Below are 25582 nucleotides of genomic sequence, written 5' to 3'. Positions count from 1 at the left end.
CGGGGCGAGCGGCGCCGTCGGGCCGCTCAGCCCAGGCGCGAGCGCAACCAGGCGATGTCCGGGCCCATGTCGCCGTGCGTCTCGCAGATCACGGGCGCCCCGGCCGAGGCGACGACCGCGACCAGCTCGTCGGGCGGGATGAGCCCGTCGCCGAAGTGCGCGTGGCGGTCCGCGCCCGAGTCGAACGTGTCCCGGCTGTCGTTCGCGTGCACCAGGTCGATGCGGCCCGTCACGGCGCGGACCTGGTCGGCGGCGGTGCTCAGGTCGATCCCGCCCGCCCACGCGTGGCACGTGTCGAGCGTGAAGCCGACCTGGTCGCCACCCTCCGCCGCCCCGATCGCGTCCCACAGCCGCCCGATGCTCTCGATCGTGCGGGCCATCGACCTGGCGCCGCCCGCGGTGTTCTCGATCAGGACGGGCACCTTGGCGTCGAGCGCGTCGATCGCCTTGCGCCAGTTGTCGTAGCCGACCGCGACGTCGTCGTTCGCGGTCACGTGGCCGCCGTGGACGATCACGCCCTTGGCGCCGATCTCGGCCGCACCGTCGACGATCTTCTGGAGCGACTTGCGGCTCGGGATGCGGATGCGGTTGTTGGTGCTCGCGACGTTGATGACGTACGGCGCGTGCACGTAGAGGTCGAGGTCCGCGGCCGCGGCGTCCGCGCGCAGTGCCTCGGCGCCGCCGGGGTAGGTGAACTCGGCGCCCTTCCAGCCCTGCGGGTCGCCGAGGAAGACCTGGACCTGGTCGGCGCCGATCGCTCGTGCCTGGTTGACGGCATCGGCCTGGTCGACGTGTGCTCCGATTCGCATGAGCCCCACGCTACGTGCAGCGGGGGACGCCCGGCACGGCGGAACCCGAGACGCGGCATGATGGGCTCATGGCCATCTTCGCTTTCTCCGTCGCCCCGCTCGGTGCCGGCGAGTCCGTCACGGACGCCGTCGCCGAGGCCGTCCGTATCGTCCGCGCCTCGGGCCTGCCGAACCGGACCACGTCGATGTTCACCGAGATCGAGGGCGAGTGGGACGAGGTCATGGACGTCGTCAAGCGCGCGACCGAGGCCGCGGGGGCCGGCGGGCATCGCGTCTCGTTGGTGCTCAAGGCGGACATCCGCCCAGGTCGGACGGGGGAGCTGACCGGCAAGGTCGAGCGTGTCGAGGAGCGTCTGGCCAAGGACTGACACCCACCGGGACGCCCTCGTCCCAGTGGGTGAAACGCACTCGTTCGAGTCGCTCGCACGGGCGTCGTAGGCTATGCGGCAACGCCGCCGTCCCGGGCAGCGTTCGAGGTCGCTTCCCGAGCCGCAGGAGACCAAGATGCCCCTCTTCGAGGTGGACGCCGAGCGTCCAGTTCTCGTCCGCCCGTCGCAGCCGGCGGGTGGGGGCTTCGGCACGGTCGCGCAGCGCGTGGTCGACGGCCACCTGGACGGCCTGCTCGGTGAGCAGATCTTCCCCGTCAGGCAGGGTGCGTCGATCGACGAGCCGCACCTGCTCGCACTCGACGCCGCGGGCCTTCCCGTCGTGATCGAGGTCGTCTCGGAGCTGACCGAGGAGACCCTGACGCGGGCCATGAACCATGCCGGCCGCGCCGGGCAGCTCACGCGGGCCGAGCTCGCGGGCCGCTACGCCGGGGGCGCGGCGCGGTTCCAGCAGGACGTCACGACGTTCTACGACAACGTGCCGCTCACGCGCTCGCAGGCGACGTCGCGGGCCACCGGGGCCCGCCTGATCGTCATCTGCTCGAGCGCGGAGGACGGCATCGTCGACGCGCTGGACTTCCTGCGCCAGCCCGGGTCGTCGGTGTCGGTCCTCAAGCTCGGCGTGATGCACGGGGCGGACGGGCGCAGGTTCGTCGACGTCTCGCCGCTCGTGCCCGAGCGCACCGCACGTCCGTCGGCCCCGGCCGCCCCCCGCCGCGCGGCCGTCGAGCCGACGCGCTCGGCGCAGCGCACCGCGGACTTCGCCGAAGGCGTCGCGGTGGGCCGTGCGCTCACGGGCAAGCTGCCGATCGTCACGCAGCGCTCGCGCTCCGACCGTCGCCGGGGCTCCGAGCTCGAGCCCACCGCGACCGTCTACGGCAGCGCCGCGGGCTCGGCGGACGTGACCGGCACGCTCGAACCGGTCCACGAGCCCCTGCTCGGCGCGGACCGCGGTCGGCCCGACGAGCTCTCCGTGCCGCCCGTCCCGCAGGCGCCGCCGGTCCCGCCCGTGCCGTTGCTCGCGTCGCCGCCCGCGGACGAGGCGTCCGAGTTCGGCCGCTACTCGTCGACGCAGGCTGCGGAGGACGCGCTGTCGTCGCGCACGCCGAGCCGTGCCTCGATCCTGACGCGCGAGTCCATCCGGACCCGGGAGTCCATCCGTACGCGCGAGTCGGTGCTGACGCGCGAGTCGTACGAGGCAGAGGCGCCCGCGTACGACCCGTTGTCGTATCAGCCGCCCGTGAACGTCCCGGTGGTCGACGCCCTCAGCTCGATCGACCCGTTGGGTCAGGACCTCGTGCCGGCCCCGCCGGCCCCGCCCGCTTCCGTGCTGGACGACGACCCGGACGACGACCCGGACCTGCACGCCCTCGCCCGGGCGTTCGGCACGCCCGTGTCGCTCGTGTGGTCGCGCCCGCGTCGTGGGCAGCGCTTCGAGGCGGTCCTGTACCCGGACGGTTTCATCGAGCTGACCGACGGCGCCCGTTTCCGTCACCCGGACGCCGCGGCGATCGCGGCCTCGGGCACGGCGACGGCCGACGGGTGGAGCGTGTGGCGCCTGGGCGACGGCGGGCCGACGCTCACGGACGCGTTCCGCGAGCAGTACGCCTGAGGTCCCTGCCGCAGGAGCGGCGGACGCAGGGGTGGCACGCCGAGGGCGTGCCACCCCTGCGTCGTCCTCGGGGGCCTCAGTCCGTGCTGCGCACCATGGTCCTGATCCCCACGGCCAGCCCGACGGCGGCGGTCACCAGCGCGGCGACCCATCCCCAGGCGGCGGCCGACGAGGTCAGGTCGCCCGCGAAGAGTGCGCGCTCGGCGTCGACCAGGTAGGTCAGGGGGTTGAGGTGGGCTGCGGCCCGCATCCACGACGGGCCGGTCTCGAGGGGCAGCAGCATCCCGGACAGGATCATGAGCGGGAAGAGCAGCGTCTGCTGCACGAGCCAGAACATCCACTCCTGCTTGCGGACCGCGAGGGCCAGCGCGTAGCTGAGCGACCCGACCCCGACGCCGAAGATCGCGAGCATCGCCAGCCCGAGGACCGCGCCGACGGGAAAGAGCTCGAACCCGAACGGCAGCATCACGAGCACGACCACGACCGACTGCGCCGCGATCGGGACCATCTCCTTGAGTGCGCGTCCCAGGAGCAGCGACGGTCGGGACAGCGGCGAGACGAGCATGCGCTCGTGCGCGCCGGTGTTGAGCTCCTGCTGGAGGTTGGCGCCCGTGGTCGACGTGCCGAACAGCGTCGTCATCACGAGGATCGACGGCACGAACCACTGCCAGACGCTGCCGCCCAGCGTCCCGGTCGCGCCGCCGTCCTGCCCGCTGAGCGTCCCGACGAGCAGGGGGCCGAACAGCGCGAGGAAGACGAGCGGCTGCACCAGGCCGAACACGACCGAGAACGGGTCGTGGAGCAGGGGGCGCAGCTCGCGGACCAGGACGATCCAGGTGTCGCGGCCCAGGTTCGCGAGCCGGCCGCGGGGGCGGGCTCCAGGGCGTCCCGACGCAGAGCCGGAGCCGGGCTGCGGGCGCGTGGGAGCGGGACCGCCGCCGGTCGTGGTCGTGGTGTCGACGGTGCTCATGCTGCGTCCTTCCCGGAGAGCGCGACGCTCTCGGTGGTCTGTGCCGTGGGTGAGGCGCTGGCCTCGTCTGCTCCGCCCGAGGTGCTGGCCTTGTCTGCTCCGCCCGACTCGCGCAGGCTGCGGCCGGTCAGCGCGAGGAACACGTCGTCGAGCGTGGGGCGGTGGACCTGGGCCGTGGCGACGACGACGCCCGCGTGGTCGGCCGCGCGCAGCAGGGCCGGGAGGAGCGCGGGCCCGTCCGCGGCGCGGGCCGAGACCTGGGTGACGCCCGTGCCGTCGGTCGTCCCGACCTCTCGGACCCCGTCCGCGCGCGAGACGAGCTGCGCGAGGCGAGCGCCGTCGTCGGGCGTGGTCTCGAGGACCACGCGGTCCCCGGCGAGGTTCGTCTTGAGCGCCTCCGCGGTGTCGTCGGCGATGACCTCGCCGTGGTCGACGACGACGACGCGCTCGGCCATGGTGTCGGCCTCGTCGAGGTAGTGCGTGGTCAGGACGATCGTCATGGGGTCGCCCGTGGCGGCGAGCGCGTCGGCCCGCATGCGCAGGACGTGCTCCCACAGGTTCGCGCGGTTGTGCGGGTCGAGCCCGGTCGAGGGCTCGTCGAGGAACAGCAGCGACGGCGAGTGGACGAGGCCCATCGCGACGTCGAGGCGGCGACGCTGCCCGCCCGAGAGGTCCGCGACCTTGCGCGTGCGCAGCGCGGTCAGGTCGAGCGCCTCGAACAGCTCGTCGGCCCGACGGCGCGCGGCCCGGCGGTCGAGGCCGTACACGACGCCCTGCGTCACGAGCTCGTCGACGGCCCGCTGGTTGTGGCCCGCAGCGTTGCCCTGCCCGACGTACCCGATGTGGTGACGGACCTGCGCGGGGTGCGCGACGACGTCGTACCCCGCGACGGTCGCGCTGCCCGAGGTGGGCGCGATGAGCGTCGTGAGCATGCGCAGGGTCGTGGTCTTCCCGGCCCCGTTGGGGCCCAGGACGGCGACGAGCTCGCCCGGCTCGATGTCGAGCGAGATGCCGCGCACGGCGTGCACGGTCTCGTGGCGGCTCACGACGAAGTCCTTCGTGAGGGAGCGGGTGTGGATCACGGTGTCCTCCAGGAGTGGGTGATGACTCCACCCTGTCGGAGGTAGCGGTCAGGTTCTGTCCGCTACTCGTGCGACGCTGGGAGCATGCTCGAGACCTCGGCCCGGCTCCTCGCCCTGCTCTCCCTGCTCCAGGCCCGCCGCGACTGGCCGGGGGAGGCGCTCGCCGAGCGCCTGCGCGTCAGCCCGCGCACGGTGCGGCGCGACGTCGACCGCCTGCGCGAGCTCGGCTACCCCGTGCGTGCGACCAAGGGGCCCGACGGCGGGTACCGCCTCGACGCGGGCTCCGACCTCCCGCCCCTGCTGTTCGACGACGAGCAGGCCGTCGCGGTCGCGGTCGCCCTCCAGACGTCCCAGGTGGGTGGGCTCGAGGAGCCGGCGCAGCGAGCGCTCGCGACGATCCGCCAGGTCATGCCCGCGCGGCTGCGCGGGCGGATCGACGCGCTCGAGGTGACCGTGGTGCGGTCGTCCGGGCAGGCCGCGCGGCCCGACGTCGACCCGGCCGTGCTGGTCGCGGTGGGCAGCGCCGTGCGGGCGCGCGAGGTGCTGCGCTTCGACTACGACGGCGGGTCCGCGCCGCTGCTCGGCTCGGGCGACGCGGCCTTCCGGCCCCCGCGCCGCGCCGAGCCGCACCACCTCGTGACGTGGGGCGGGCGCTGGTACCTCGTCGCGTGGGACCTCGAGCGCCAGGACTGGCGCACGTTCCGCGTCGACCGGATGACCCCGCGGACGCCCACGGGGCCGAGGTTCGCGCCGCGCGACCTGCCGGCGGTGCCGACGGACCGTGGACACCCTGGCGGAGTGCGGGGAGGGGGCGCAGGGCGGCGTGCCACCCGCGGGCAGGGCCCCGTGCCCGACGTCGCCGCGTACGTCGCGCACCAGTTCTCCCGTCCGCGATGGCCCGCCGAGGGCGAGGTCGTCCTGCACGCCCGGGCGGACGACCTCGCACCGTGGGTGGGGGACCAGGGGCTGATCGAGGCCCTCGGACCGGACCGGTCGCGGCTCGTCGCGGGGTCGTGGTCGTGGCGCGGCCTGGCCGCGTGGGTCGGGATGTTCGACGTCCCGTTCGAGGTCGTCGGGCCGGCCGAGCTGCGCACCGCGGTCCGCGAGATGGGGGAGCGGTACCGGGGGGCCGTCGGCGACGCCGGTCGGTGACCTGATCGGTGCTCTGGGGGGTGCTCTGTTCGGCGATGCGCGGCGGCCGTGCGCGCCGATGCGCGGCGCCGATCCTCTCGGTGACCGGGGTCACGCGCGGCCGGGTTGACCGGAGCGTTCACCTCCCCGTAATGTTCTCGAAGTCAGCCCGGCAGGGAGAGACAGACACCACTGCGAAGCTCCTCGGAGCCGCCGCGAAGTGGCTGTTGCCCCGGACTGAAATCCGACATCTTGATCTGGACGCCTCGCGCCTCCAGAACCTGACGTCGGGGATCGACCTCCGAGTTTGACCCGGTTCGCCGGGTTTGAAACGAAGAAGCCGGTCTGGTAGGTTAGAGAAGTTGCCCCGAGTGAAGGCCCCTGGTGGGTTGGAGTCGGTGCGTGTCGGTTGCTTGAGAACTCAACAGTGTGCTTGATAGTTAATGCCAATTGTCCTGCATGGGCGTGTGGCGCGCATCGTTTGGTGTGTGTTGTGTGTTCGTGTTGAGACTTCTATTTGGTATGAATTGAAAACGTCATGTTTTCGGTTTGTAGCCATGATTATGGACCTTCGGGTCCGCTTCGTATGGTTGTTAATCCTTCGGGGTTGATAGCAAACATTTACGGAGAGTTTGATCCTGGCTCAGGACGAACGCTGGCGGCGTGCTTAACACATGCAAGTCGAACGGTGATGCCCAGCTTGCTGGGCGGATCAGTGGCGAACGGGTGAGTAACACGTGAGTAACCTGCCCCAGACTCCGGGATAAGCCTTGGAAACGAGGTCTAATACTGGATACGAGACGCCCCTGCATGGGGAGTGTCTGGAAAGATTTATCGGTCTGGGATGGACTCGCGGCCTATCAGCTTGTTGGTGGGGTAATGGCCTACCAAGGCGACGACGGGTAGCCGGCCTGAGAGGGCGACCGGCCACACTGGGACTGAGACACGGCCCAGACTCCTACGGGAGGCAGCAGTGGGGAATATTGCACAATGGGCGAAAGCCTGATGCAGCGACGCCGCGTGAGGGATGAAGGCCTTCGGGTTGTAAACCTCTTTCAGCAGGGAAGAAGCGCAAGTGACGGTACCTGCAGAAGAAGCGCCGGCTAACTACGTGCCAGCAGCCGCGGTAATACGTAGGGCGCAAGCGTTGTCCGGAATTATTGGGCGTAAAGAGCTCGTAGGCGGTTTGTCGCGTCTGGTGTGAAAACTCAAGGCTCAACCTTGAGCTTGCATCGGGTACGGGCAGACTAGAGTGCGGTAGGGGTGACTGGAATTCCTGGTGTAGCGGTGGAATGCGCAGATATCAGGAGGAACACCGATGGCGAAGGCAGGTCACTGGGCCGCAACTGACGCTGAGGAGCGAAAGCATGGGGAGCGAACAGGATTAGATACCCTGGTAGTCCATGCCGTAAACGTTGGGCACTAGGTGTGGGGCTCATTCCACGAGTTCCGTGCCGCAGCAAACGCATTAAGTGCCCCGCCTGGGGAGTACGGCCGCAAGGCTAAAACTCAAAGGAATTGACGGGGGCCCGCACAAGCGGCGGAGCATGCGGATTAATTCGATGCAACGCGAAGAACCTTACCAAGGCTTGACATACACCGGAAACTTCCAGAGATGGTTGCCCCGCAAGGTCGGTGTACAGGTGGTGCATGGTTGTCGTCAGCTCGTGTCGTGAGATGTTGGGTTAAGTCCCGCAACGAGCGCAACCCTCGTCTTATGTTGCCAGCACGTCATGGTGGGGACTCATAAGAGACTGCCGGGGTCAACTCGGAGGAAGGTGGGGATGACGTCAAATCATCATGCCCCTTATGTCTTGGGCTTCACGCATGCTACAATGGCCGGTACAAAGGGCTGCGATACCGCGAGGTGGAGCGAATCCCAAAAAGCCGGTCTCAGTTCGGATTGGGGTCTGCAACTCGACCCCATGAAGTCGGAGTCGCTAGTAATCGCAGATCAGCAACGCTGCGGTGAATACGTTCCCGGGCCTTGTACACACCGCCCGTCAAGTCACGAAAGTCGGTAACACCCGAAGCCGGTGGCCCAACCCTTGTGGAGGGAGCTGTCGAAGGTGGGACTGGCGATTGGGACTAAGTCGTAACAAGGTAGCCGTACCGGAAGGTGCGGCTGGATCACCTCCTTTCTAAGGAGCATCACTCACAGTCGGCGCCCTTGTGGTGCTGGTTGTGCAGAGGCCATGGCACTCGCCGAACGCGTGGGTGGATGGTTGCTCAAGGGTGGAACATTAACGAAGAGCTCGGCCATGACGGTTCGTGTCAGTACCTGCCCATCTTGTGTGGGTGGTGGAACATCACGGGTACGGGGGAAGGGTTTGCCAAGCACACTGTTGGGTCCTGAGGGAACCGCCCGCATGGGTGGGGTCGCTCTGAACGGGCCATCGCGTCTCCTGGGTGAACCGCCAACCGGTTGTGTTGGTAGGCCGTGGGAGCGGGTGGGATCGTCCGTAGCTTGAGAACTGCACAGTGGACGCGAGCATCTTTGTAAGATCAAAGATTTATCTTTGTTCTCTGCAATTTTTTGTTGTCAAGTTTTTAAGGGCACAGGGTGGATGCCTTGGCACTAGGAGCCGATGAAGGACGTTGTAGCCTGCGATAAGCCTCGGGGAGTTGGCAAACGAACCGTGATCCGAGGATCTCCGAATGGGGAAACCCCGCTGGAGTCATGTCCAGTGACCCGCACCTGAATATATAGGGTGTGTGGAGGGAACGTCGGGAAGTGAAACATCTCAGTACCGACAGGAAGAGATATTCCGTGAGTAGTGGCGAGCGAAAGCGGAACAGGCCAAACCGTTCATGTGTGATAGCTACCAGGCGTTGCATGGGCGGGGTTGTGGGACCTTTCAGACCGGGCTGGTACCCGGTCAGGGAGTCAGAAAGCCGCGTTATAGTCGAAGGGCATTGAAAGGCCCGGCACAGAGGGTGCGACCCCCGTAGACGAAATGACGCGGCCTCCCGAAGGGGATCCCAAGTAGCACGGGGCCCGAGAAATCCCGTGTGAATCCGGCAAGACCACTTGCTAAGCCTAAATACTACCTAGTGACCGATAGCGGACCAGTACCGTGAGGGAAAGGTGAAAAGTACCCCGGGAGGGGAGTGAAATAGTACCTGAAACCGTGTGCCTACAATCCGTTGGAGCCTCCCTAGCAGGGGTGACAGCGTGCCTTTTGAAGAATGAGCCTGCGAGTTAGTGCTCAGTGGCAAGGTTAACCCGTGTGGGGAAGCCGTAGCGAAAGCGAGTCTGAATAGGGCGAATGAGTCGCTGGGTCTAGACCCGAAGCGAAGTGATCTAGCCATGGGCAGGTTGAAGCGTGGGTAAGACTACGTGGAGGACCGAACCCACCAGGGTTGAAAACCTGGGGGATGACCTGTGGTTAGGGGTGAAAGGCCAATCAAACTTCGTGATAGCTGGTTCTCCCCGAAATGCATTTAGGTGCAGCCTCGCGTGTTTCTTGCCGGAGGTAGAGCTACTGGATGGCCGATGGGCCCTACAAGGTTACTGACGTCAGCCAAACTCCGAATGCCGGTAAGTGAGAGCGCGGGAGTGAGACTGCGGGGGATAAGCTCCGTAGTCGAGAGGGAAACAGCCCAGACCACCAGCTAAGGCCCCTAAGCGTGTGCTAAGTGGGAAAGGATGTGGAGTTGCACAGACAACCAGGAGGTTGGCTTAGAAGCAGCCACCCTTGAAAGAGTGCGTAATAGCTCACTGGTCAAGTGATTCCGCGCCGACAATGTAGCGGGGCTCAAGTACACCGCCGAAGCTGTGGCATTCACACAAACGCTAGGCCTTCGTGGTCCAGGCGTGTGGATGGGTAGGGGAGCGTCGTGTGGGCAGTGAAGTCGCGGGGTAACCCAGCGGTGGAGCCTACACGAGTGAGAATGCAGGCATGAGTAGCGAAAGACGGGTGAGAAACCCGTCCGCCGAATGACCAAGGGTTCCAGGGCCAGGCTAATCCGCCCTGGGTAAGTCGGGACCTAAGGCGAGGCCGACAGGCGTAGTCGATGGACAAGGAGTTGATATTCTCCTACCGGCGAAGAACCGCCCATACCGAACCCGGTGATGCTAAGCGCCCTTAACCAGCATCGTCTCCTTCGGGAGACACCGCTGGAGCGGCGCGCGACCCGAACCGGTACTAGGTAAGCGTATTAACAGGGGTGACGCAGGAAGGTAGCCCAGCACGGCGATGGTTGACCGTGTCCAAGGTTGTAGGGCGAACAGTAGGCAAATCCGCTGTTCACATAGCCTGAGAACTGATAGATAGCGCGTATGCGCGAATTGGGTGATCCTATGCTGCCAAGAAAAGCCTCGGCGCGAGGTTCTAGCCGCCCGTACCCTAAACCGACTCAGGTGGTCAGGTAGAGAATACTAAGGCGATCGAGAGAATCGTGGTTAAGGAACTCGGCAAAATGCCCCCGTAACTTCGGGAGAAGGGGGGCCCGATGCGTGACGGAACTAGCTTCCCGAGCGTTGACGGCCGCAGAGACCAGGGAGAAGCGACTGTTTACTAAAAACACAGGTCCGTGCGAAGTCGCAAGACGATGTATACGGACTGACGCCTGCCCGGTGCTGGAAGGTTAAGAGGACGGGTCAGCTCTTCGGAGCGAAGCTCAGAATTTAAGCCCCAGTAAACGGCGGTGGTAACTATAACCATCCTAAGGTAGCGAAATTCCTTGTCGGGTAAGTTCCGACCTGCACGAATGGCGTAACGACTTCTCCGCTGTCTCAACCGCGAACTCGGCGAAATTGCACTACGAGTAAAGATGCTCGTTACGCGCAGCAGGACGGAAAGACCCCGGGACCTTTACTATAGCTTGGTATTGGTGTTCGGTGCGGCTTGTGTAGGATAGGTGGGAGACTGTGAAGCATGCACGCCAGTGTGTGTGGAGTCAACGTTGAAATACCACTCTGGTCGCTCTGGATATCTAACCTCGGTCCGTAATCCGGATCAGGGACAGTGCCTGGTGGGTAGTTTAACTGGGGCGGTTGCCTCCTAAAATGTAACGGAGGCGCTCAAAGGTTCCCTCAGCCTGGTTGGCAATCAGGTGTCGAGTGCAAGTGCACAAGGGAGCTTGACTGTGAGACTGACAGGTCGAGCAGGGACGAAAGTCGGAACTAGTGATCCGGCGGTGGCTTGTGGAAGCGCCGTCGCTCAACGGATAAAAGGTACCCCGGGGATAACAGGCTGATCTTGCCCAAGAGTCCATATCGACGGCATGGTTTGGCACCTCGATGTCGGCTCGTCGCATCCTGGGGCTGGAGTAGGTCCCAAGGGTTGGGCTGTTCGCCCATTAAAGCGGTACGCGAGCTGGGTTTAGAACGTCGTGAGACAGTTCGGTCCCTATCCGCTGCGCGCGCAGGAAACTTGAGAAGGGCTGTCCCTAGTACGAGAGGACCGGGACGGACGAACCTCTGGTGTGCCAGTTGTTCCGCCAGGAGCACGGCTGGTTAGCTACGTTCGGAAGGGATAACCGCTGAAAGCATCTAAGCGGGAAGCCTGCTTCAAGATGAGGTTTCCATCCCCGCAAGGGGGAGAGGCTCCCAGCTAGACCACTGGGTAGATAGGCCGGATGTGTAAGGCAGGACTAAAGACTGCTGAAGCTGACCGGTACTAATAAGCCGACAACTTGATAACACACAAACTTATTGCTACGCGTCCACTGTGCGGTTCCCGAGATACGGGCACACCCCCACGTAACCGGGGGCCCCGAACATCTCCATAGAGTTACGGCGGTCATAGCGAGAGGGAAACGCCCGGTCCCATTCCGAACCCGGAAGCTAAGCCTCTCAGCGCCGATGGTACTGCCCTGGAGACGGGGTGGGAGAGTAGGTCGCCGCCGGACAACCATTCACCAAAGGCCCACCCCTCACGGGGTGGGCCTTTGGCATACCCGGATCGCATCGCGCGCACTCGACGCCCCGGCCCTCGCCGCTGGTAACTCAGCCCCGGACACCATCAGGTGTCTCGGGGCTCTTGTGTTGCGTGTGTCGACCTCGGTCGCGGCGCGACCAAGTTCCGCCGGCCGCAGGCCAGGACCTCGAGCCGCGTGCCGAGCCGGTAGCCTTCGAGTCAGGCGGCCGGACCCAGATGCTGCCAGGTCTCCGGAGGAACACGTGGTCACCCGCATCAGCGCACGCAATGCTCGATTCCAGGTGCTGCAGACGCTCCTGTCCAACCGCTCCAAGCGTCACCGCGCCGGAGAGTTCATCGTGCAGGGCGTCCGGCCGGTCAACCTGGCGATCGAGCACGGGTGGGACGTCCGTGCCCTGCTGTACGACGCCGACCGGTCGCTCTCGCCCTGGGCTCGCGACCTGCTCGCGTCGCAGCCGAACGCCGAGAAGGTGGCGATGTCGTCGGACCTGCTGGCCGAGCTCAGCGAGAAGACCGAGGGGGCGGCCGAGGTACTGGCGGTCGTCGGCATGGCTCCCGACGACCTCACGCGGATTCCGGCGCGTGCGGACTTCCTCGGTCTGGTCTTCGACCGCCCGACGCAGCCGGGCAACATCGGGTCGATCATCCGCTCAGCGGACGCCCTCGGCGCACACGGTGTGATCACCACCGGGCACGCCGCAGACGCGTACGACCCGAAGTCCGTCCGCGCCTCGACAGGTTCCTTCTTCGCCGTGCCGACCGTGCGCGCCGCGTCTCCCCACGACGTCGTGGAGTGGGTCGAGCATCAGCGTTCGGCCGGCGTGCCGATCGTCGTCGCGGCAACGGACGAGGACGGCGACGCCGAGATCTCGGCGTTCGACCTGACGCAGCCCGTGCTGCTCCTCGTCGGCAACGAGACCGCGGGGCTGTCGCGCGCATGGCGCGACGCAGCGGACGTCACGCTCAGCATCCCGATGGCCGGCGCGGCCAGCTCCCTCAACGCAGCCAACGCAGCCTCGATCGTGCTCTACGAGGCACGCCGCCAGCGGTCGACGAGATAGCAGTCGCCAGCCGCACGCGGGCCATGCCGGTCTCGGGAGGGGCGGCGTCGAAGATGCCGCTTGCACAACGGTGCAGGGGTGAGCGCCGCATCGCGCCAGATCCCGTTCCTCGACGTCGACGGGCCGCTGCTCCCGTTCGGCAGCCGGAGTTGCCGCGTGTTCCGGGTCCTGAGTCCTGGACGGCGGCGTCGAACCCCCACCTGGCGAGCGTGGCTCGCGCTCTCGGCCCGCTGCTGACCGGCCTGGGGTGCGAGCTGATGAGGGCGACCGTGGATGCGCGGCGCCAACGAGGTGATCGCGCCGTTGCTCGGCCTCCCGCACCTACGGGTGTCCGACCTTCCTGCCGACGACGGCGACCACGGGGTGGACGACCTGCAGTGGAGGACGAAGGTACTGGTGCGCATCGCGGACGGACGCCCGTTCGTCTGGGTCGATGACGTACCCGGCCGGGGACCGCAGGTGGATCGAGGGCGCGCACCCTGCCAGGGTGTTGTTGCACCAGGTCGACCCGTCGGTGGGGATGATCGTCGCGGATGTCGACACGGTCGCGACCTGGCTGCGGGACGTGCGGCGGTCGTCCGTTGACGAGGGGCGAGCGTCGGAGACCAGGGGCCCCGCGTTGCCTGCCTGAGCGAGCGCGTCCTAGAGAACGCGTCGGTAGAGCTCTGCGGGCGCGGCCCTCTCGAGCTGCTCGAGCTCCGCGACGAGCCGCACGAAGTGCTCCGTCCGGGTGTGGGCGTCGAGATGGTCCTGCGACTCCCACTCCTCGACGAGCAGGAACCGGGTGGAGTCCCCCACGCGCTGGAGGAGCTCGTACGACAGGCAGCCGGCCTCCTGCCTGGTCGCGGCGACCAGCTCGCGATAGGCCTCGAGCGCACGAGCCTGGTGCCGTTCGTCGACCGTGCAGGGAACGAGCACGCGCACGGTCACGCCGTCACCCGGGCGGTCGGCGAGGGACGGGCGAACGGTATCGCTGGAGAGGTTCATGCCCCGACGGTACCTGGGCGGCCGGGGAGGTTCGCCGGCTGTGCCGGGCCGCAGAATCGGCCCTGGTGACCTGACGACGCGCGGTGACCGGGGTCACGGGGCACCGGTTTGACCGTTGGGCCCCGACCACCGTAATGTTCTCTGAGTCAGCCCGGCAGGGAGGAACAGACACCACTGCGAAGCTCTTCGGAGCCGCCGCGAAGTGGCTGGATCCCCCGGGTGAACCACACTTCCTGAAGACTCCTGGGGATTCTTGTTTCCTTGAGGAGTAGGGAAGGTGGTCGGCTTGTGCGGCTCGCTTCACGAGAAATCGCGAGGTAGGAAAGCCCCGGAAAGTCTGATAAGATTAACAAGTTGCCCCGAGTGAAGGCCCCTGGTGGGTTGGAGTCGGTGCGTGTCGGTTGCTTGAGAACTCAACAGTGTGCTTGATAGTTAATGCCAATTGTCCTGCATGGGCGTGTGGCGCGCATCGTTTGGTGTGTGTTGTGTGTTCGTGTTGAGACTTCTATTTGGTATGAATTGAAAACGTCATGTTTTCGGTTTGTAGCCATGATTATGGACCTTCGGGTCCGCTTCGTATGGTTGTTAATCCTTCGGGGTTGATAGCAAACATTTACGGAGAGTTTGATCCTGGCTCAGGACGAACGCTGGCGGCGTGCTTAACACATGCAAGTCGAACGGTGATGCCCAGCTTGCTGGGCGGATCAGTGGCGAACGGGTGAGTAACACGTGAGTAACCTGCCCCAGACTCCGGGATAAGCCTTGGAAACGAGGTCTAATACTGGATACGAGACGCCCCTGCATGGGGAGTGTCTGGAAAGATTTATCGGTCTGGGATGGACTCGCGGCCTATCAGCTTGTTGGTGGGGTAATGGCCTACCAAGGCGACGACGGGTAGCCGGCCTGAGAGGGCGACCGGCCACACTGGGACTGAGACACGGCCCAGACTCCTACGGGAGGCAGCAGTGGGGAATATTGCACAATGGGCGAAAGCCTGATGCAGCGACGCCGCGTGAGGGATGAAGGCCTTCGGGTTGTAAACCTCTTTCAGCAGGGAAGAAGCGCAAGTGACGGTACCTGCAGAAGAAGCGCCGGCTAACTACGTGCCAGCAGCCGCGGTAATACGTAGGGCGCAAGCGTTGTCCGGAATTATTGGGCGTAAAGAGCTCGTAGGCGGTTTGTCGCGTCTGGTGTGAAAACTCAAGGCTCAACCTTGAGCTTGCATCGGGTACGGGCAGACTAGAGTGCGGTAGGGGTGACTGGAATTCCTGGTGTAGCGGTGGAATGCGCAGATATCAGGAGGAACACCGATGGCGAAGGCAGGTCACTGGGCCGCAACTGACGCTGAGGAGCGAAAGCATGGGGAGCGAACAGGATTAGATACCCTGGTAGTCCATGCCGTAAACGTTGGGCACTAGGTGTGGGGCTCATTCCACGAGTTCCGTGCCGCAGCAAACGCATTAAGTGCCCCGCCTGGGGAGTACGGCCGCAAGGCTAAAACTCAAAGGAATTGACGGGGGCCCGCACAAGCGGCGGAGCATGCGGATTAATTCGATGCAACGCGAAGAACCTTACCAAGGCTTGACATACACCGGAAACTTCCAGAGATGGTTGCCCCGCAAGGTCGGTGTACAGGTGGTGCATGGTTGTCGTCAGCTCGTGTCGTGAGATGTTGGGTTAAGTCCCGCAACGAGCGCAACCCTCGTCTTATGTTGCCAGCACGTCATGGTGGGGACTCATAAGAGACTGCCGGGGTCAACTCGGAGGAAGGTGGGGATGACGTCAAATCATCATGCCCCTTATGTCTTGGGCTTCACGCATGCTACAATGGCCGGTACAAAGGGCTGCGATACCGCGAGGTGGAGCGAATCCCAAAAAGCCGGTCTCAGTTCGGATTGGGGTCTGCAACTCGACCCCATGAAGTCGGAGTCGCTAGTAATCGCAGATCAGCAACGCTGCGGTGAATACGTTCCCGGGCCTTGTACACACCGCCCGTCAAGTCACGAAAGTCGGTAACACCCGAAGCCGGTGGCCCAACCCTTGTGGAGGGAGCTGTCGAAGGTGGGACTGGCGATTGGGACTAAGTCGTAACAAGGTAGCCGTACCGGAAGGTGCGGCTGGATCACCTCCTTTCTAAGGAGCATCACTCACAGTCGGCGCCCTTGTGGTGCTGGTTGTGCAGAGGCCATGGCACTCGCCGAACGCGTGGGTGGATGGTTGCTCAAGGGTGGAACATTAACGAAGAGCTCGGCCATGACGGTTCGTGTCAGTACCTGCCCATCTTGTGTGGGTGGTGGAACATCACGGGTACGGGGGAAGGGTTTGCCAAGCACACTGTTGGGTCCTGAGGGAACCGCCCGCATGGGTGGGGTCGCTCTGAACGGGCCATCGCGTCTCCTGGGTGAACCGCCAACCGGTTGTGTTGGTAGGCCGTGGGAGCGGGTGGGATCGTCCGTAGCTTGAGAACTGCACAGTGGACGCGAGCATCTTTGTAAGATCAAAGATTTATCTTTGTTCTCTGCAATTTTTTGTTGTCAAGTTTTTAAGGGCACAGGGTGGATGCCTTGGCACTAGGAGCCGATGAAGGACGTTGTAGCCTGCGATAAGCCTCGGGGAGTTGGCAAACGAACCGTGATCCGAGGATCTCCGAATGGGGAAACCCCGCTGGAGTCATGTCCAGTGACCCGCACCTGAATATATAGGGTGTGTGGAGGGAACGTCGGGAAGTGAAACATCTCAGTACCGACAGGAAGAGATATTCCGTGAGTAGTGGCGAGCGAAAGCGGAACAGGCCAAACCGTTCATGTGTGATAGCTACCAGGCGTTGCATGGGCGGGGTTGTGGGACCTTTCAGACCGGGCTGGTACCCGGTCAGGGAGTCAGAAAGCCGCGTTATAGTCGAAGGGCATTGAAAGGCCCGGCACAGAGGGTGCGACCCCCGTAGACGAAATGACGCGGCCTCCCGAAGGGGATCCCAAGTAGCACGGGGCCCGAGAAATCCCGTGTGAATCCGGCAAGACCACTTGCTAAGCCTAAATACTACCTAGTGACCGATAGCGGACCAGTACCGTGAGGGAAAGGTGAAAAGTACCCCGGGAGGGGAGTGAAATAGTACCTGAAACCGTGTGCCTACAATCCGTTGGAGCCTCCCTAGCAGGGGTGACAGCGTGCCTTTTGAAGAATGAGCCTGCGAGTTAGTGCTCAGTGGCAAGGTTAACCCGTGTGGGGAAGCCGTAGCGAAAGCGAGTCTGAATAGGGCGAATGAGTCGCTGGGCCTAGACCCGAAGCGAAGTGATCTAGCCATGGGCAGGTTGAAGCGTGGGTAAGACTACGTGGAGGACCGAACCCACCAGGGTTGAAAACCTGGGGGATGACCTGTGGTTAGGGGTGAAAGGCCAATCAAACTTCGTGATAGCTGGTTCTCCCCGAAATGCATTTAGGTGCAGCCTCGCGTGTTTCTTGCCGGAGGTAGAGCTACTGGATGGCCGATGGGCCCTACAAGGTTACTGACGTCAGCCAAACTCCGAATGCCGGTAAGTGAGAGCGCGGGAGTGAGACTGCGGGGGATAAGCTCCGTAGTCGAGAGGGAAACAGCCCAGACCACCAGCTAAGGCCCCTAAGCGTGTGCTAAGTGGGAAAGGATGTGGAGTTGCACAGACAACCAGGAGGTTGGCTTAGAAGCAGCCACCCTTGAAAGAGTGCGTAATAGCTCACTGGTCAAGTGATTCCGCGCCGACAATGTAGCGGGGCTCAAGTACACCGCCGAAGCTGTGGCATTCACACAAACGCTAGGCCTTCGTGGTCCAGGCGTGTGGATGGGTAGGGGAGCGTCGTGTGGGCAGTGAAGTCGCGGGGTAACCCAGCGGTGGAGCCTACACGAGTGAGAATGCAGGCATGAGTAGCGAAAGACGGGTGAGAAACCCGTCCGCCGAATGACCAAGGGTTCCAGGGCCAGGCTAATCCGCCCTGGGTAAGTCGGGACCTAAGGCGAGGCCGACAGGCGTAGTCGATGGACAAGGAGTTGATATTCTCCTACCGGCGAAGAACCGCCCATACCGAACCCGGTGATGCTAAGCGCCCTTAACCAGCATCGTCTCCTTCGGGAGACACCGCTGGAGCGGCGCGCGACCCGAACCGGTACTAGGTAAGCGTATTAACAGGGGTGACGCAGGAAGGTAGCCCAGCACGGCGATGGTTGACCGTGTCCAAGGTTGTAGGGCGAACAGTAGGCAAATCCGCTGTTCACATAGCCTGAGAACTGATAGATAGCGCGTATGCGCGAATTGGGTGATCCTATGCTGCCAAGAAAAGCCTCGGCGCGAGGTTCTAGCCGCCCGTACCCTAAACCGACTCAGGTGGTCAGGTAGAGAATACTAAGGCGATCGAGAGAATCGTGGTTAAGGAACTCGGCAAAATGCCCCCGTAACTTCGGGAGAAGGGGGGCCCGATGCGTGACGGAACTAGCTTCCCGAGCGTTGACGGCCGCAGAGACCAGGGAGAAGCGACTGTTTACTAAAAACACAGGTCCGTGCGAAGTCGCAAGACGATGTATACGGACTGACGCCTGCCCGGTGCTGGAAGGTTAAGAGGACGGGTCAGCTCTTCGGAGCGAAGCTCAGAATTTAAGCCCCAGTAAACGGCGGTGGTAACTATAACCATCCTAAGGTAGCGAAATTCCTTGTCGGGTAAGTTCCGACCTGCACGAATGGCGTAACGACTTCTCCGCTGTCTCAACCGCGAACTCGGCGAAATTGCACTACGAGTAAAGATGCTCGTTACGCGCAGCAGGACGGAAAGACCCCGGGACCTTTACTATAGCTTGGTATTGGTGTTCGGTGCGGCTTGTGTAGGATAGGTGGGAGACTGTGAAGCATGCACGCCAGTGTGTGTGGAGTCAACGTTGAAATACCACTCTGGTCGCTCTGGATATCTAACCTCGGTCCGTAATCCGGATCAGGGACAGTGCCTGGTGGGTAGTTTAACTGGGGCGGTTGCCTCCTAAAATGTAACGGAGGCGCTCAAAGGTTCCCTCAGCCTGGTTGGCAATCAGGTGTCGAGTGCAAGTGCACAAGGGAGCTTGACTGTGAGACTGACAGGTCGAGCAGGGACGAAAGTCGGAACTAGTGATCCGGCGGTGGCTTGTGGAAGCGCCGTCGCTCAACGGATAAAAGGTACCCCGGGGATAACAGGCTGATCTTGCCCAAGAGTCCATATCGACGGCATGGTTTGGCACCTCGATGTCGGCTCGTCGCATCCTGGGGCTGGAGTAGGTCCCAAGGGTTGGGCTGTTCGCCCATTAAAGCGGTACGCGAGCTGGGTTTAGAACGTCGTGAGACAGTTCGGTCCCTATCCGCTGCGCGCGCAGGAAACTTGAGAAGGGCTGTCCCTAGTACGAGAGGACCGGGACGGACGAACCTCTGGTGTGCCAGTTGTTCCGCCAGGAGCACGGCTGGTTAGCTACGTTCGGAAGGGATAACCGCTGAAAGCATCTAAGCGGGAAGCCTGCTTCAAGATGAGGTTTCCATCCCCGCAAGGGGGAGAGGCTCCCAGCTAGACCACTGGGTAGATAGGCCGGATGTGTAAGGCAGGACTAAAGACTGCTGAAGCTGACCGGTACTAATAAGCCGACAACTTGATAACACACAAACTTATTGCTACGCGTCCACTGTGCGGTTCCCGAGATACGGGCACACCCCCACGTAACCGGGGGCCCCGAACATCTCCATAGAGTTACGGCGGTCATAGCGAGAGGGAAACGCCCGGTCCCATTCCGAACCCGGAAGCTAAGCCTCTCAGCGCCGATGGTACTGCCCTGGAGACGGGGTGGGAGAGTAGGTCGCCGCCGGACAACCATTCACCAAAGGCCCACCCCTCACGGGGTGGGCCTTTGGCATACCCGGATCGCATCGCGCGCACTCGACGCCCCGGCCCTCGCCGCTGGTAACTCAGCCCCGGACACCATCAGGTGTCTCGGGGCTCTTGTGTTGCGTGTGTCGACCTCGGTCGCGGCGCGACCAAGTTCCGCCGGCCGCAGGCCAGGACCTCGAGCCGCGTGCCGAGCCGGTAGCCTTCGAGTCAGGCGGCCGGACCCAGATGCTGCCAGGTCTCCGGAGGAACACGTGGTCACCCGCATCAGCGCACGCAATGCTCGATTCCAGGTGCTGCAGACGCTCCTGTCCAACCGCTCCAAGCGTCACCGCGCCGGAGAGTTCATCGTGCAGGGCGTCCGGCCGGTCAACCTGGCGATCGAGCACGGGTGGGACGTCCGTGCCCTGCTGTACGACGCCGACCGGTCGCTCTCGCCCTGGGCTCGCGACCTGCTCGCGTCGCAGCCGAACGCCGAGAAGGTGGCGATGTCGTCGGACCTGCTGGCCGAGCTCAGCGAGAAGACCGAGGGGGCGGCCGAGGTACTGGCGGTCGTCGGCATGGCTCCCGACGACCTCACGCGGATTCCGGCGCGTGCGGACTTCCTCGGTCTGGTCTTCGACCGCCCGACGCAGCCGGGCAACATCGGGTCGATCATCCGCTCAGCGGACGCCCTCGGCGCACACGGTGTGATCACCACCGGGCACGCCGCAGACGCGTACGACCCGAAGTCCGTCCGCGCCTCGACAGGTTCCTTCTTCGCCGTGCCGACCGTGCGCGCCGCGTCTCCCCACGACGTCGTGGAGTGGGTCGAGCATCAGCGTTCGGCCGGCGTGCCGATCGTCGTCGCGGCAACGGACGAGGACGGCGACGCCGAGATCTCGGCGTTCGACCTGACGCAGCCCGTGCTGCTCCTCGTCGGCAACGAGACCGCGGGGCTGTCGCGCGCATGGCGCGACGCAGCGGACGTCACGCTCAGCATCCCGATGGCCGGCGCGGCCAGCTCCCTCAACGCAGCCAACGCAGCCTCGATCGTGCTCTACGAGGCACGCCGCCAGCGGTCGACGAGATAGCAGTCGCCAGCCGCACGCGGGCCATGCCGGTCTCGGGAGGGGCGGCGTCGAAGATGCCGCTTGCACAACGGTGCAGGGGTGAGCGCCGCATCGCGCCAGATCCCGTTCCTCGACGTCGACGGGCCGCTGCTCCCGTTCGGCAGCCGGAGTTGCCGCGTGTTCCGGGTCCTGAGTCCTGGACGGCGGCGTCGAACCCCCACCTGGCGAGCGTGGCTCGCGCTCTCGGCCCGCTGCTGACCGGCCTGGGGTGCGAGCTGATGAGGGCGACCGTGGATGCGCGGCGCCAACGAGGTGATCGCGCCGTTGCTCGGCCTCCCGCACCTACGGGTGTCCGACCTTCCTGCCGACGACGGCGACCACGGGGTGGACGACCTGCAGTGGAGGACGAAGGTACTGGTGCGCATCGCGGACGGACGCCCGTTCGTCTGGGTCGATGACGTACCCGGCCGGGGACCGCAGGTGGATCGAGGGCGCGCACCCTGCCAGGGTGTTGTTGCACCAGGTCGACCCGTCGGTGGGGATGATCGTCGCGGATGTCGACACGGTCGCGACCTGGCTGCGGGACGTGCGGCGGTCGTCCGTTGACGAGGGGCGAGCGTCGGAGACCAGGGGCCCCGCGTTGCCTGCCTGAGCGAGCGCGTCCTAGAGAACGCGTCGGTAGAGCTCTGCGGGCGCGGCCCTCTCGAGCTGCTCGAGCTCCGCGACGAGCCGCACGAAGTGCTCCGTCCGGGTGTGGGCGTCGAGATGGTCCTGCGACTCCCACTCCTCGACGAGCAGGAACCGGGTGGAGTCCCCCACGCGCTGGAGGAGCTCGTACGACAGGCAGCCGGCCTCCTGCCTGGTCGCGGCGACCAGCTCGCGATAGGCCTCGAGCGCACGAGCCTGGTGCCGTTCGTCGACCGTGCAGGGAACGAGCACGCGCACGGTCACGCCGTCACCCGGGCGGTCGGCGAGGGACGGGCGAACGGTATCGCTGGAGAGGTTCATGCCCCGACGGTACCTGGGCGGCCGGGGAGGTTCGCCGGCTGTGCCGGGCCGCAGAATCGGCCCTGGTGACCTGACGACGCGCGGTGACCGGGGTCACGGGGCACCGGTTTGACCGTTGGGCCCCGACCACCGTAATGTTCTCTGAGTCAGCCCGGCAGGGAGGAACAGACACCACTGCGAAGCTCTTCGGAGCCGCCGCGAAGTGGCTGGATCCCCCGGGTGAACCACACTTCCTGAAGACTCCTGGGGATTCTTGTTTCCTTGAGGAGTAGGGAAGGTGGTCGGCTTGTGCGGCTCGCTTCACGAGAAATCGCGAGGTAGGAAAGCCCCGGAAAGTCTGATAAGATTAACAAGTTGCCCCGAGTGAAGGCCCCTGGTGGGTTGGAGTCGGTGCGTGTCGGTTGCTTGAGAACTCAACAGTGTGCTTGATAGTTAATGCCAATTGTCCTGCATGGGCGTGTGGCGCGCATCGTTTGGTGTGTGTTGTGTGTTCGTGTTGAGACTTCTATTTGGTATGAATTGAAAACGTCATGTTTTCGGTTTGTAGCCATGATTATGGACCTTCGGGTCCGCTTCGTATGGTTGTTAATCCTTCGGGGTTGATAGCAAACATTTACGGAGAGTTTGATCCTGGCTCAGGACGAACGCTGGCGGCGTGCTTAACACATGCAAGTCGAACGGTGATGCCCAGCTTGCTGGGCGGATCAGTGGCGAACGGGTGAGTAACACGTGAGTAACCTGCCCCAGACTCCGGGATAAGCCTTGGAAACGAGGTCTAATACTGGATACGAGACGCCCCTGCATGGGGAGTGTCTGGAAAGATTTATCGGTCTGGGATGGACTCGCGGCCTATCAGCTTGTTGGTGGGGTAATGGCCTACCAAGGCGACGACGGGTAGCCGGCCTGAGAGGGCGACCGGCCACACTGGGACTGAGACACGGCCCAGACTCCCTACGGGAGGCAGCAGTGGGGAATATTGCACAATGGGCGAAAGCCTGATGCAGCGACGCCGCGTGAGGGATGAAGGCCTTCGGGTTGTAAACCTCTTTCAGCAGGGAAGAAGCGCAAGTGACGGTACCTGCAGAAGAAGCGCCGGCTAACTACGTGCCAGCAGCCGCGGTAATACGTAGGGCGCAAGCGTTGTCCGGAATTATTGGGCGTAAAGAGCTCGTAGGCGGTTTGTCGCGTCTGGTGTGAAAACTCAAGGCTCAACCTTGAGCTTGCATCGGGTACGGGCAGACTAGAGTGCGGTAGGGGTGACTGGAATTCCTGGTGTAGCGGTGGAATGCGCAGATATCAGGAGGAACACCGATGGCGAAGGCAGGTCACTGGGCCGCAACTGACGCTGAGGAGCGAAAGCATGGGGAGCGAACAGGATTAGATACCCTGGTAGTCCATGCCGTAAACGTTGGGCACTAGGTGTGGGGCTCATTCCACGAGTTCCGTGCCGCAGCAAACGCATTAAGTGCCCCGCCTGGGGAGTACGGCCGCAAGGCTAAAACTCAAAGGAATTGACGGGGGCCCGCACAAGCGGCGGAGCATGCGGATTAATTCGATGCAACGCGAAGAACCTTACCAAGGCTTGACATACACCGGAAACTTCCAGAGATGGTTGCCCCGCAAGGTCGGTGTACAGGTGGTGCATGGTTGTCGTCAGCTCGTGTCGTGAGATGTTGGGTTAAGTCCCGCAACGAGCGCAACCCTCGTCTTATGTTGCCAGCACGTCATGGTGGGGACTCATAAGAGACTGCCGGGGTCAACTCGGAGGAAGGTGGGGATGACGTCAAATCATCATGCCCCTTATGTCTTGGGCTTCACGCATGCTACAATGGCCGGTACAAAGGGCTGCGATACCGCGAGGTGGAGCGAATCCCAAAAAGCCGGTCTCAGTTCGGATTGGGGTCTGCAACTCGACCCCATGAAGTCGGAGTCGCTAGTAATCGCAGATCAGCAACGCTGCGGTGAATACGTTCCCGGGCCTTGTACACACCGCCCGTCAAGTCACGAAAGTCGGTAACACCCGAAGCCGGTGGCCCAACCCTTGTGGAGGGAGCTGTCGAAGGTGGGACTGGCGATTGGGACTAAGTCGTAACAAGGTAGCCGTACCGGAAGGTGCGGCTGGATCACCTCCTTTCTAAGGAGCATCACTCACAGTCGGCGCCCTTGTGGTGCTGGTTGTGCAGAGGCCATGGCACTCGCCGAACGCGTGGGTGGATGGTTGCTCAAGGGTGGAACATTAACGAAGAGCTCGGCCATGACGGTTCGTGTCAGTACCTGCCCATCTTGTGTGGGTGGTGGAACATCACGGGTACGGGGGAAGGGTTTGCCAAGCACACTGTTGGGTCCTGAGGGAACCGCCCGCATGGGTGGGGTCGCTCTGAACGGGCCATCGCGTCTCCTGGGTGAACCGCCAACCGGTTGTGTTGGTAGGCCGTGGGAGCGGGTGGGATCGTCCGTAGCTTGAGAACTGCACAGTGGACGCGAGCATCTTTGTAAGATCAAAGATTTATCTTTGTTCTCTGCAATTTTTTGTTGTCAAGTTTTTAAGGGCACAGGGTGGATGCCTTGGCACTAGGAGCCGATGAAGGACGTTGTAGCCTGCGATAAGCCTCGGGGAGTTGGCAAACGAACCGTGATCCGAGGATCTCCGAATGGGGAAACCCCGCTGGAGTCATGTCCAGTGACCCGCACCTGAATATATAGGGTGTGTGGAGGGAACGTCGGGAAGTGAAACATCTCAGTACCGACAGGAAGAGATATTCCGTGAGTAGTGGCGAGCGAAAGCGGAACAGGCCAAACCGTTCATGTGTGATAGCTACCAGGCGTTGCATGGGCGGGGTTGTGGGACCTTTCAGACCGGGCTGGTACCCGGTCAGGGAGTCAGAAAGCCGCGTTATAGTCGAAGGGCATTGAAAGGCCCGGCACAGAGGGTGCGACCCCCGTAGACGAAATGACGCGGCCTCCCGAAGGGGATCCCAAGTAGCACGGGGCCCGAGAAATCCCGTGTGAATCCGGCAAGACCACTTGCTAAGCCTAAATACTACCTAGTGACCGATAGCGGACCAGTACCGTGAGGGAAAGGTGAAAAGTACCCCGGGAGGGGAGTGAAATAGTACCTGAAACCGTGTGCCTACAATCCGTTGGAGCCTCCCTAGCAGGGGTGACAGCGTGCCTTTTGAAGAATGAGCCTGCGAGTTAGTGCTCAGTGGCAAGGTTAACCCGTGTGGGGAAGCCGTAGCGAAAGCGAGTCTGAATAGGGCGAATGAGTCGCTGGGCCTAGACCCGAAGCGAAGTGATCTAGCCATGGGCAGGTTGAAGCGTGGGTAAGACTACGTGGAGGACCGAACCCACCAGGGTTGAAAACCTGGGGGATGACCTGTGGTTAGGGGTGAAAGGCCAATCAAACTTCGTGATAGCTGGTTCTCCCCGAAATGCATTTAGGTGCAGCCTCGCGTGTTTCTTGCCGGAGGTAGAGCTACTGGATGGCCGATGGGCCCTACAAGGTTACTGACGTCAGCCAAACTCCGAATGCCGGTAAGTGAGAGCGCGGGAGTGAGACTGCGGGGGATAAGCTCCGTAGTCGAGAGGGAAACAGCCCAGACCACCAGCTAAGGCCCTAAGCGTGTGCTAAGTGGGAAAGGATGTGGAGTTGCACAGACAACCAGGAGGTTGGCTTAGAAGCAGCCACCCTTGAAAGAGTGCGTAATAGCTCACTGGTCAAGTGATTCCGCGCC

General features: G+C 63.4%; 10 protein-coding genes and 8 rRNA genes. 13 read left to right on the top strand and 5 right to left on the bottom strand.

The features are described 5' to 3' along the window. Nucleotides 1-26: 26 nt before the first annotated feature. Nucleotides 27-809: a deoxyribonuclease IV gene (locus JOD48_RS00090; protein WP_191791106.1), complete on the bottom strand. Its 783-nt coding sequence runs from the start codon at nucleotides 807-809 to the stop codon at nucleotides 27-29. A 68-nt stretch (nucleotides 810-877) separates the two neighbouring features. Here JOD48_RS00090 and JOD48_RS00085 point away from each other — a divergent pair, with 68 nt between their 5' ends. Beyond that, nucleotides 878-1177: an MTH1187 family thiamine-binding protein gene (locus tag JOD48_RS00085; RefSeq protein WP_191791105.1), complete on the top strand. Its 300-nt coding sequence runs from the start codon at nucleotides 878-880 to the stop codon at nucleotides 1175-1177. 136 nt (nucleotides 1178-1313) lie between these two features. Next, nucleotides 1314-2807 (top strand): restriction system modified-DNA reader domain-containing protein, encoded by a 1494-nt coding sequence (locus tag JOD48_RS00080; RefSeq protein WP_191791104.1) that lies wholly within the window; start codon nucleotides 1314-1316, stop codon nucleotides 2805-2807. A 76-nt stretch (nucleotides 2808-2883) separates the two neighbouring features. Here the strand turns inward: JOD48_RS00080 and JOD48_RS00075 are convergent, their stop codons facing one another. Further along, a complete protein-coding gene (locus JOD48_RS00075; protein WP_204806568.1) occupies nucleotides 2884-3777 on the bottom strand; it encodes an ABC transporter permease in 894 nt (297 codons plus the stop codon). Continuing rightward, nucleotides 3774-4859 (bottom strand): ATP-binding cassette domain-containing protein, encoded by a 1086-nt coding sequence (locus JOD48_RS00070; RefSeq protein WP_191791102.1) that lies wholly within the window; start codon nucleotides 4857-4859, stop codon nucleotides 3774-3776. Before JOD48_RS00070 ends, JOD48_RS00075 begins: the two co-directional genes overlap by 4 nt. A gap of 84 nt (nucleotides 4860-4943) precedes the next feature. On the opposite strand from JOD48_RS00070, the gene JOD48_RS00065 reads away from it, so the two are divergent. From JOD48_RS00065 to JOD48_RS00045, 5 genes are all read left to right on the top strand, one after another. After that, nucleotides 4944-6011 (top strand): helix-turn-helix transcriptional regulator, encoded by a 1068-nt coding sequence (locus tag JOD48_RS00065; RefSeq protein ID WP_204806566.1) that lies wholly within the window; start codon nucleotides 4944-4946, stop codon nucleotides 6009-6011. Nucleotides 6012-6610: 599 nt separating this feature from the next. Continuing rightward, nucleotides 6611-8131: ribosomal RNA gene (locus JOD48_RS00060) — 16S ribosomal RNA — on the top strand. Nucleotides 8132-8530: 399 nt separating this feature from the next. Beyond that, nucleotides 8531-11638, top strand: a 23S ribosomal RNA gene (locus JOD48_RS00055). A 91-nt stretch (nucleotides 11639-11729) separates the two neighbouring features. Then, a 5S ribosomal RNA gene (gene rrf, locus JOD48_RS00050) occupies nucleotides 11730-11846 on the top strand. Between the two features lie 271 nt (nucleotides 11847-12117). Next, a complete protein-coding gene (locus tag JOD48_RS00045; protein WP_204806564.1) occupies nucleotides 12118-12936 on the top strand; it encodes a TrmH family RNA methyltransferase in 819 nt (272 codons plus the stop codon). A gap of 642 nt (nucleotides 12937-13578) precedes the next feature. Here the strand turns inward: JOD48_RS00045 and JOD48_RS00040 are convergent. Next, nucleotides 13579-13923 carry a putative quinol monooxygenase gene (locus JOD48_RS00040; protein WP_204806562.1) on the bottom strand — a complete coding sequence of 115 codons (345 nt, stop codon included), beginning with the start codon at nucleotides 13921-13923 and terminating at the stop codon, nucleotides 13579-13581. A gap of 612 nt (nucleotides 13924-14535) precedes the next feature. On the opposite strand from JOD48_RS00040, the gene JOD48_RS00035 reads away from it, so the two are divergent. From JOD48_RS00035 to JOD48_RS00020, 4 genes are all read left to right on the top strand, one after another. Beyond that, nucleotides 14536-16056: ribosomal RNA gene (locus JOD48_RS00035) — 16S ribosomal RNA — on the top strand. A 399-nt stretch (nucleotides 16057-16455) separates the two neighbouring features. Beyond that, nucleotides 16456-19563: ribosomal RNA gene (locus JOD48_RS00030) — 23S ribosomal RNA — on the top strand. A 91-nt stretch (nucleotides 19564-19654) separates the two neighbouring features. Continuing rightward, nucleotides 19655-19771 (top strand): 5S ribosomal RNA (gene rrf, locus JOD48_RS00025). 271 nt (nucleotides 19772-20042) lie between these two features. Beyond that, complete coding sequence (locus JOD48_RS00020) at nucleotides 20043-20861, top strand: TrmH family RNA methyltransferase (RefSeq protein ID WP_204806564.1); 819 nt, start codon at nucleotides 20043-20045, stop codon at nucleotides 20859-20861. Between the two features lie 642 nt (nucleotides 20862-21503). Here the strand turns inward: JOD48_RS00020 and JOD48_RS00015 are convergent. After that, a complete protein-coding gene (locus JOD48_RS00015) occupies nucleotides 21504-21848 on the bottom strand; it encodes a putative quinol monooxygenase (protein ID WP_204806562.1) in 345 nt (114 codons plus the stop codon). 612 nt (nucleotides 21849-22460) lie between these two features. On the opposite strand from JOD48_RS00015, the gene JOD48_RS00010 reads away from it, so the two are divergent. Together JOD48_RS00010 and JOD48_RS00005 are read left to right on the top strand one after the other, a co-directional pair. Further along, a 16S ribosomal RNA gene (locus JOD48_RS00010) occupies nucleotides 22461-23982 on the top strand. A gap of 399 nt (nucleotides 23983-24381) precedes the next feature. Continuing rightward, nucleotides 24382-25582 (top strand): 23S ribosomal RNA (locus tag JOD48_RS00005); the annotation flags it as partial.

Origin of the sequence: Oerskovia paurometabola (genome assembly GCF_016907365.1) — a bacterium.
GTDB lineage: Bacteria > Actinomycetota > Actinomycetes > Actinomycetales > Cellulomonadaceae > Oerskovia > Oerskovia paurometabola.
Note: the sequence above shows the minus strand (reverse complement) of the source record. Positions and strands in the feature narration are given on the sequence as shown.

Coding starts and splice junctions, on each gene's coding strand:
- JOD48_RS00085 (WP_191791105.1), top strand. CDS start 878: ATGGCCATCTTCGCTTTCTCCGTCGCCCCGCTCGGTGCCGGCGAGTCC.
- JOD48_RS00075 (WP_204806568.1), bottom strand. CDS start 3,777: ATGAGCACCGTCGACACCACGACCACGACCGGCGGCGGTCCCGCTCCC.
- JOD48_RS00065 (WP_204806566.1), top strand. CDS start 4,944: ATGCTCGAGACCTCGGCCCGGCTCCTCGCCCTGCTCTCCCTGCTCCAG.
- JOD48_RS00040 (WP_204806562.1), bottom strand. CDS start 13,923: ATGAACCTCTCCAGCGATACCGTTCGCCCGTCCCTCGCCGACCGCCCG.
- JOD48_RS00080 (WP_191791104.1), top strand. CDS start 1,314: ATGCCCCTCTTCGAGGTGGACGCCGAGCGTCCAGTTCTCGTCCGCCCG.
- JOD48_RS00090 (WP_191791106.1), bottom strand. CDS start 809: ATGCGAATCGGAGCACACGTCGACCAGGCCGATGCCGTCAACCAGGCA.
- JOD48_RS00015 (WP_204806562.1), bottom strand. CDS start 21,848: ATGAACCTCTCCAGCGATACCGTTCGCCCGTCCCTCGCCGACCGCCCG.